The organism is Tahibacter caeni (genome assembly GCF_024609805.1).
Classification (GTDB): domain Bacteria; phylum Pseudomonadota; class Gammaproteobacteria; order Xanthomonadales; family Rhodanobacteraceae; genus Tahibacter; species Tahibacter caeni.
In genome coordinates, this window is record NZ_JANFVR010000239.1 from 1 (window position 1) to 7,599 (window position 7,599).

Here is a 7,599-nt window from a genome sequence, read left to right on the forward strand (position 1 = left end):
GCTCGCCGACAGCCGCGGCCGCGTGCGCGCGCCGCTGCCGGCCGCGCCGGCGCCGTCGCGGCTTTCGAGCCGCAGCCAGGCCAGGTCCGCGCGGTAGCTGTAGACGTCGTAGTCCTGATCGGCATCCTCCACCGTCAACGCCTGCCGCGTGGAAAACGCCAGCGTGCCGCCGTCGGCGCTCAGCGCGAGCTGGCCGCACTGCGCCGCGAACGCCACGCCGCCGCACAGCTCGACCAGGCGTCCGGCGGCGCGGTCGAGCAGGCGCACGCGCGTGGCCAGGCCGTATTCGCCGCCGCTCTCGACGAAGGCGATGCGGTTCGCGTCGTCCGAAATCACGATGGCTTCGCGGCTCGCGTACATGGCATCGGGCAGCGGCGCGCCGTTGCCCGGATCGCGCAGGCGGGTGAGCTGGCCGGTCTGGTTGTCGCGCAGGAACAGGTCCGAGCCGTGGTCCGTGTCCCCGGCGACGAGATTGCCGGCCGCCGTGACGAACGCGCTGTAGCGGCCGTTGCGCGACAGGCCGCTGCGCAGCTGTATCGGACCGTCGGCCGGAACGCCCTGGGCGTTGACGTCGACGCGCGTCAGCAGGCCGGTCTGCGCATCGTGCAGGAACAGGCGCGGCGCATCGGCGCCCGACGCCGGCAGCGACAGGAACTGGGCGTAGCGGCCATCGTCGGACAGCGCGGCCTGCACGGTGCGTGCGTCGTTGCCGACTGCGGCCGGCGGATCGAGCCGCTGCGTGCCGCTCGCATCGACGCGCCAGACATCCCAGGGCACCGGCGGCAACGCCCCGCCCCAGCCGCCGGTGAAATCGAACGGTTCGCGCCGGATCAGCAGCACCTCGCCGCTGCCGGAGACGCCCTCGAGCGACTGCAGGACCGGCCAGCTCGACACCGGCGGCGGCTCGGTCATCGCGACCTCGACCGGCGGCGCGCCGCCGGCTTCCGCGCGGAACACGCCGCCGCTGCGGCGCGGACCGAGGTTGTCCGCCGTGCTCGCGAACACGACGGCCGCATCGCCGTCGAGCACGAACGCGGCGCCGACGTCCATTTCGGCGAAGCTGCGCAGGCTCGCGCCGGCGATGCGCGGCGCTTCGGCGGACTGGCTGACGCGCTGGACCGGGCCGTCGGCCGCGGCGGCGAACACGTCGCGGCGCCGGTTGTCGTCGCCGGCGACCAGCGCTTCGTCGTCGCTGTCGAACAGCACCGTGCGACCGTCGCGGCTCAGCGCCGGCGCCGCATAGTGCCGCGCGGCCTGCGGACCCGGCAGCGAATGCGTGACCCGCGTCGTCGTGCCGGCGACGCGGTCGCGCCGGTAGATCTGCTCGCCGCCGGCACCGGGCTCCAGCGTTCCCGCGACGGAATGGAACGCGACGTGCCGGCCGTCGCCGGAGATCGCCGCGTACGTGCTGTCGTCGTTGCCGCGCGCGCCGTCGCTGCCCTGGCTGATGAGCTCGACCTGGCGCGTCTGCCGATCGAACAGGTAGACGTCGGACTTGGCGTTGGCGTCGTCGGGCAGCAGCGGCGCGTAGGTGCTGAACACGACGTGGCGCGCGTCGTCGGACAGGCTGGTTTGCGACTGCGACAGCACGATGGTCGGGCCGAGCAGGCGGTCGAGAGCGCCCTGCGGCAGATCGCGCACGAAGACGCCGCCTTCGTCGGGAATGCCGCTCACCGTACGCATCGTGAAGCTGACCTGCGCGCCGCCGGCCGACAGCGCGGCCGATGCGGCGTCGACGACGCCGCTCAGCGGCTGGCCGGCCGCGTCGGCGCTCAAGAGCTGCAGCGCGCCGTCGTCGCGGGACCAGCCGTAGAGATCCTGGAACTGGTCGGCGTCGGCCGCGGCGAGCGGCGCGTCGGTCGTGAACACGACGCGCTCGCCGTGGGTCGCCACGACCAGGCCGTCGATCTCGGCCGGCCAGGCATTCGCCGACGGCAGCACCGGCGGCGTCAGCCGCTGCGTGACGCCGCTGTCGCGGTCGAACAGATAGACGCCGCGGCCGCTGCCGCCGGCCACGATGTCGGTCGCCACCGACAGATACGCGATCCAGCGCCCGTCGCCGGAAATGGCCGCACCGAAGCTCGCTCCGTCGGGCGCGCCGCCGTCCGGACGCCGGCTGATGCGGGTCAGGGCGCCGGTCTGGCGGTCGCTGAGGTAGACGTCGCGGTCCGCGCCGCCGTCGTCGGCGGCGAGGTTGTTCGAGGCCGTCGTGAACGCGACGTAGCGGCCGTCGTCGGACACGCCGAAGCGGCCGACCTGCGCGTCGCGGTTGCCCTGCACGCCGAGCACCGACGCGGCGCCGTAGTTCAGCAGATACAGCTCGCCGGCCTGTGCGGCCGCGGCGACTGCCGCGCACAGGCCGAATCCGACCAACATCGTCGTCCGGCCGCGACGCGCGCGACCGCCCTTGCCTTGCTCCGTGCTCATAGGCTGCTCCGTCCCGGACCGCCGCTGCGGCCGTTGCTCATGCCAAGTCGGCCGGCCGCGGCGATTCCCCCAAGGACCGCAGGAACCCGATCCGCGCCGCAGCTCCCGCGGCCGCGCGATTGCGACCAATTGTTACCTGCGGCACGGCGCTTGCTTTGCCTCGGGGCGACTACAATTCCCAGGTTGCCCCCTCCTCCCTCGCTGGTCACTGCCGATGCTGTATCACCTGCACGAACTGCAACGCTCGCTGATGAGCCCGCTGGTCCATTTCGCCGAAGCCGGCGCCAAGACCTGGAGCGACAAGAGCACCCTGCTGTCCCAGGTCCCCGGCGCACCGCGCGTCGCCGCGGGCTTCGAGCTGCTGCACCGGCTCGGCAAGGACTACGAGAAGCCGCCGTTCGACATCCGCACGGTCACCGCCCACGGCCACGTCGTGCCGATCGTCGAATACACCGTGCTGCAGAGGCCGTTCTGCAACCTGATCCGCTTCAAGCGCTTCACCGACGACGCGGCCACGGTCGACGACCTCAAGGACGATCCGGTCGTCCTCGTCGTGGCGCCGCTGTCGGGCCATCACGCGACCCTGCTGCGCGACACCGTGCGCACCTTGCTGCAGGACCACAAGGTCTACATCACCGACTGGATCGACGCGCGCATGGTGCCGGTCGAAAAGGGCGCCTTCCATCTCGAGGACTACGTCGCCTACATCCAGGAATTCATCCGCCACATAGGCGCAGAAAAGCTGCACGTGATCTCGGTCTGCCAGCCCACGGTGCCGGTGCTCGCGGCGATCTCGCTGATGGCCAGCAACGGCGAGACCACGCCGCGCAGCATGACCATGATGGGCGGCCCGATCGACACGCGCCGCAGTCCGACCCAGGTCAACGACCTGGCCACGACCAAGCCGCTGGCCTGGTTCAAGCACACCGTGATCCACGACGTGCCGGCCAACTACCCGGGCCACGGCCGCCGCGTCTATCCGGGCTTCCTGCAGCATGCGGGCTTCATTGCGATGAATCCGGGCCGCCACCTGAGCTCGCACTGGGACTTCTACGAGGACCTGCTCAAGGGCGACCTCGAGGACGCGCAGTCGCACCGCAAGTTCTACGACGAATACAACGCCGTGCTCGACATGCCGGCCGAGTACTACCTCGACACGATCCAGACCGTGTTCCAGCAGCACCTGCTGCCGCGCGGGCTCTGGGACGTGAACGGCCGGCGCGTCAGGCCGGCGGACATCACCGGCACGGCGCTGCTGACCATCGAAGGCGAACTCGACGACATTTCCGGCCTGGGCCAGACCGAGGCCGCGCAGGCGCTGTGCAGCGGCATCCCGGCCGGACGCAAGCATCACCTGACCGTGAAGGGCGCCGGCCACTACGGCATCTTCAGCGGACGGCGCTGGCGCGACGTGGTCTATCCGGACGTGCGCGACTTCATCCGCCGCCAGGCCGCGCACACGGCCTGAGCCCGGACGCCGCGCCGCGGATTTCCGCGGCGCGGCCGCAGCGGCCGGCACCGCTCCGGACGCGGCGGCACGGTGTGGAAAATTTCGTTTGTGACGGAGCCGGCATCGTGTGCAAAATGCGCGTTATTCCGCCCAGCCCCGCCGCCCCATGACCGTGCCCGCGCCATCGCTGCGAACCGGCCGATGCTGAACCTCCTGTGCCGCGCGCTGCTCGGTTTCGCCGTGCTGCCGGCACTGGCCGCGGCCGCGGCCGAACCGGCCCTGTCGCTGCGCCCGGCCATGCTCGACGCACCGCGCGAAGCGCTGCAGCAGGGCGACCGGCTGCTGGCCCGGGGCGGACTGGATCCGGCCCAGCGCGAGCAGCTGCTGCGCGACATGTCGACCGCCGCGCTGCTGCTGTCCTCGGATCAGGCCGCGCAGGTCGCCGACCGTCTCGACGCGCTCGGCCGCGACAGCGGCCGAGCGAGCGCCGGCCCGCTGGCCGATCTGATCCGCGCGCGCCTGCGCCTGGAAGGCGAACAGATCGAGAGCGGCCTGGCCCTGGCCGGCAGCGCGACGACGGCGCTGCGCGCGCTCGAACAGCCCTACTGGAGCGCGCTGGCCGACCTGGAAACCTGCGACCTGCTCTTGCGCGCCTCGCGCGCGCAGCCGGCCCTGCCGCATTGCCTGCGCGCGCGTTCCGGCCTCGCCGCACTCAATGACGACTACGCGCTCGCGCGCGGCGAGAACCTGCTGCAGTGGGCCTATGCCGCGCTCGGCGAACCCGAACGCGCGCTGCCGCTCGCGCGCGTCGCACAGGCACGCTACGAACGGCTCGGCAGCCGCGGCGGCCAGGCCATGATGGAAGGCAACAGCGCCTCGCTGTACCTGAGCCTCGGCCAGCCGGCGACGGCACTCGCGGCCGCGCGCCGCGCGCTCGACTACGAGCTGGGCCACGGCAAGATCATGAATTCGATTTCCTCGCGCCGCACCGTCGCCGATGCGCTGGCCGCGCTCGGACAGCCGCAGGACGCGCTGGTCATGCTCGACGCCGCGCTCGCCGACGCGCGTCGGCTGGAACTCGGCCGCGACACCGCGCAGTTGCTCGCGAGCCAGGCCGAGATCGCCGAGAAGGCCGGCCGCCTCGATCTCGCCCTGGCCGCCTCGCGCGAACTCGTCAGCCTGAATGCGCGCCTGTCGAGCCGCGAGGTCGCCCGCGCCGTGGCCGAGCTCGACGACCACTACGACACGCAGCAGCGCGAAGCGGAGATCCGCTCGCTGCGCCAGTCCGGCGAACTGCAGAGCGCGCTGCTGCGCGCGGCCGAGGCGGACAAGGCCGGCGAACGCACGCGCGCTCGGCTCTATGCACTAGCGCTGATCGCGGCGCTCTGCGTCGGCGTACTGCTGGCCGCAATCATCGCGCTGCGCCTGCGCTGGCTGCGCCAGCTCAACGCGGCGCTGAGCCAGGTGAACCGCACGCGCGCCGACATGCTCGCGATGGCCGCGCACGAGGTGCGCAATCCGATGGCCGCGATCAGCGGCCTGATCGACATGGCGCTGCAGCGCGTCGACGACCGCCGCGCGCGCGGCCTGCTCGAGACCGCGCGCTCGACCTCGGCCGAACTCGTGCGCACCGCCGAGGACTACCTCGACCACGCGCGGCTCGCGCTCGACCGCGTCGACCTGCGCGACGAGCCGTTCGACCTCGGCGCGCTGCTGCGCCACGTGACCGAGCTGTTCCGCGCCGAGCTCGCCGACCGGCCGATCCAGCTGAGCCTGCACTGCGACCCGGCGCTGCCGGCGCGCGTCTGCGGCGACGCGGCGCGCCTGCAGCAGATCCTCGTCAACCTGCTCGGCAACGCGGTCAAGTTCACGACGGCCGGCAGCATCGTGCTGTCGGCCGAGGCCGCGGACGGCGAGCGCGTGCTGTTCCGCGTCGCCGATTCCGGCCCCGGCATGGCCGACGGCGAGCTGCGCCGCCTGCTGCAGCCGTTCGAACGCGGCGGCGGCCGCACGCGCCGCGGCACCGGCCTGGGCCTGTCGATCGCCGACCAGCTCGTCGGCATCATGGGCGGCAGCCTGCAGATCGACACGCGGCTCGGCGTCGGCAGCGTGTTCTCGTTCTGCATCGCGCTGCGGCCCGGCCCGCCCGATGTCGACGGCGAAACCGCCGCGCCTATGCACGGCCGCGTGCTGCTCGTCGACGACGACGCGGCCATACGCGAACTCCTGAGCGCGCAGCTCGACGCGCTCGGCATCGAACACCGCGTCGCCGCCGGCATCGCCGACGCGCTCGCGATACGCCGCGAATTCGCGCCGCACACCCTGCTCGTCGACCTGCACCTGGACGGCGAGAACGGCATCGACCTGATCCGGCGCGTGCGCGCCGAATGCGCGCCGGGACCGCCGCCGCGCTGCCTGATCCACAGCGCATCGCCGCCGGACGGACCGCACGACCGCCCGCCGAGCGAGTGGCAGATCGAATGGGTGCGCAAGCCGCTGCCGCTGCGTGACCTCGGCCGTCTGCTCGGCAACGAGGACGTCGCCGCCGCGAAGGACGGCAAGGCCCGCGACACTGCGGCGGCCTGACCGCCGCCGCTATCGCGGCGACGGCGGACGCCGGCGCCGTTCGCCTACGGCTGCCGCACCGGCAGCGGCACGTTGCACAGTTCCACCTTGCCGGCGCGCTGCAGATACCAGTCGTCCCAGCGATTGCGCCGCGTCTCGACGAGCGCCGTGAACGTGGCCGTGTCGGTGCGCAACAGCTCCAGAGTGCTGCGCTCGGCCTCGGGCAGCTCGCTGCCGAGGCGCACGCGGGTCAGCGGGACGCGCTGCTCCGGCTTGTCGTAGAAACCCAGCGCGGCACTGCCGCGCGGCAATGCCGCGACCAGCTCCATGCCCTGCACGACGCGGCCGACCAGGGTCACGTTGCGGTCCAGGTGGCGCGGCGAGTGGCCGAGCACGACGTAGAGCTCCGCGCCGCTGCCGCTGTCGGCGGCATTGTCACGGCCGACGCCGACCATGCCGTAGCAGTGCGTGAGCCAGATCTGGCCGGCCTTGGGATCGCGCGCGGCCGGAAAGCCGCCGGACCAGCCGACCTGCGGCGCGTAGACGTCGCCGTCGGGCAGGCGCACGAACGACTGTCCCGCCGCCGCGCGCGCGAACTCGCCCGGCAGCGAACGCTTCGCCTCGCCGAACGATCGCGCCTTGTCCTTGTCGCCCGCGTCCGGATCGCCCCACTGCACGACGTAGTTGTCGTGCACGCGCAGGATCGCGAGGCTGTCGAAGTAGTGTTGCTTCAGCAGGGTGCGCAGGTTGGCGACGTGCTGCGGCGCGAACGCCGGCGCGAGTTCGATGATCACGCGGCCTGCAGCGAAATCGAGATAGACCGTATTGTCCGGGTCGAGCCGGCGCCAGTCCGCCGGCGAGCTCGCGGCGAGCACCTCGCTCATGGTCTTGCCCTTGACCGGCGGCGGCGCCGCGATGGCGGCCGTCGCGGCCGAGAACAGGCAGGCCGCGAGCACGGCGCGGCAGTGAACGTGACCCATGGCAGCTCCCGAAGCGTCGAGGAAGCGCAAGCGTAGCGCATCCCCCGGCGGCCGCGGCCGGACGCGACGACGGTCCGCCGAACCGGCGGCCGAGAACGGCTCCGCCGCCGCGCCGGGCGGCGCTCCGCACGTCGCCGGAGCGAGACGGCGGCGCGCCGGCGCCGACGCATGGGGCGC

General features: G+C 72.7%; 4 protein-coding genes. 2 read left to right on the plus strand and 2 right to left on the minus strand.

Annotated elements, in window-relative coordinates:
* The coding region (locus tag NON22_RS17280) for a TolB-like translocation protein (protein WP_257388191.1) at positions 1-2,427 on the minus strand (2,427 nt) is incomplete at its 3' end.
* A 214-nt stretch (positions 2,428-2,641) separates the two neighbouring features.
* On the opposite strand from NON22_RS17280, the gene NON22_RS17285 reads away from it, so the two are divergent.
* Positions 2,642-3,895 (plus strand): polyhydroxyalkanoate depolymerase, encoded by a 1,254-nt coding sequence (locus NON22_RS17285; RefSeq protein WP_257388192.1) that lies wholly within the window; start codon positions 2,642-2,644, stop codon positions 3,893-3,895.
* Positions 3,896-4,078: 183 nt separating this feature from the next.
* Complete coding sequence (locus NON22_RS17290; RefSeq protein ID WP_257388193.1) at positions 4,079-6,463, plus strand: hybrid sensor histidine kinase/response regulator; 2,385 nt, start codon at positions 4,079-4,081, stop codon at positions 6,461-6,463.
* A 44-nt stretch (positions 6,464-6,507) separates the two neighbouring features.
* On the opposite strand, the gene NON22_RS17295 is transcribed toward NON22_RS17290, so the two are convergent.
* The gene (locus tag NON22_RS17295; RefSeq protein ID WP_257388194.1) at positions 6,508-7,422 is read right to left on the minus strand and encodes a peptidylprolyl isomerase; all 915 of its coding nucleotides are present in this window, start codon (positions 7,420-7,422) and stop codon (positions 6,508-6,510) included.
* Between the last annotated feature and the right edge of the window lie 177 nt (positions 7,423-7,599).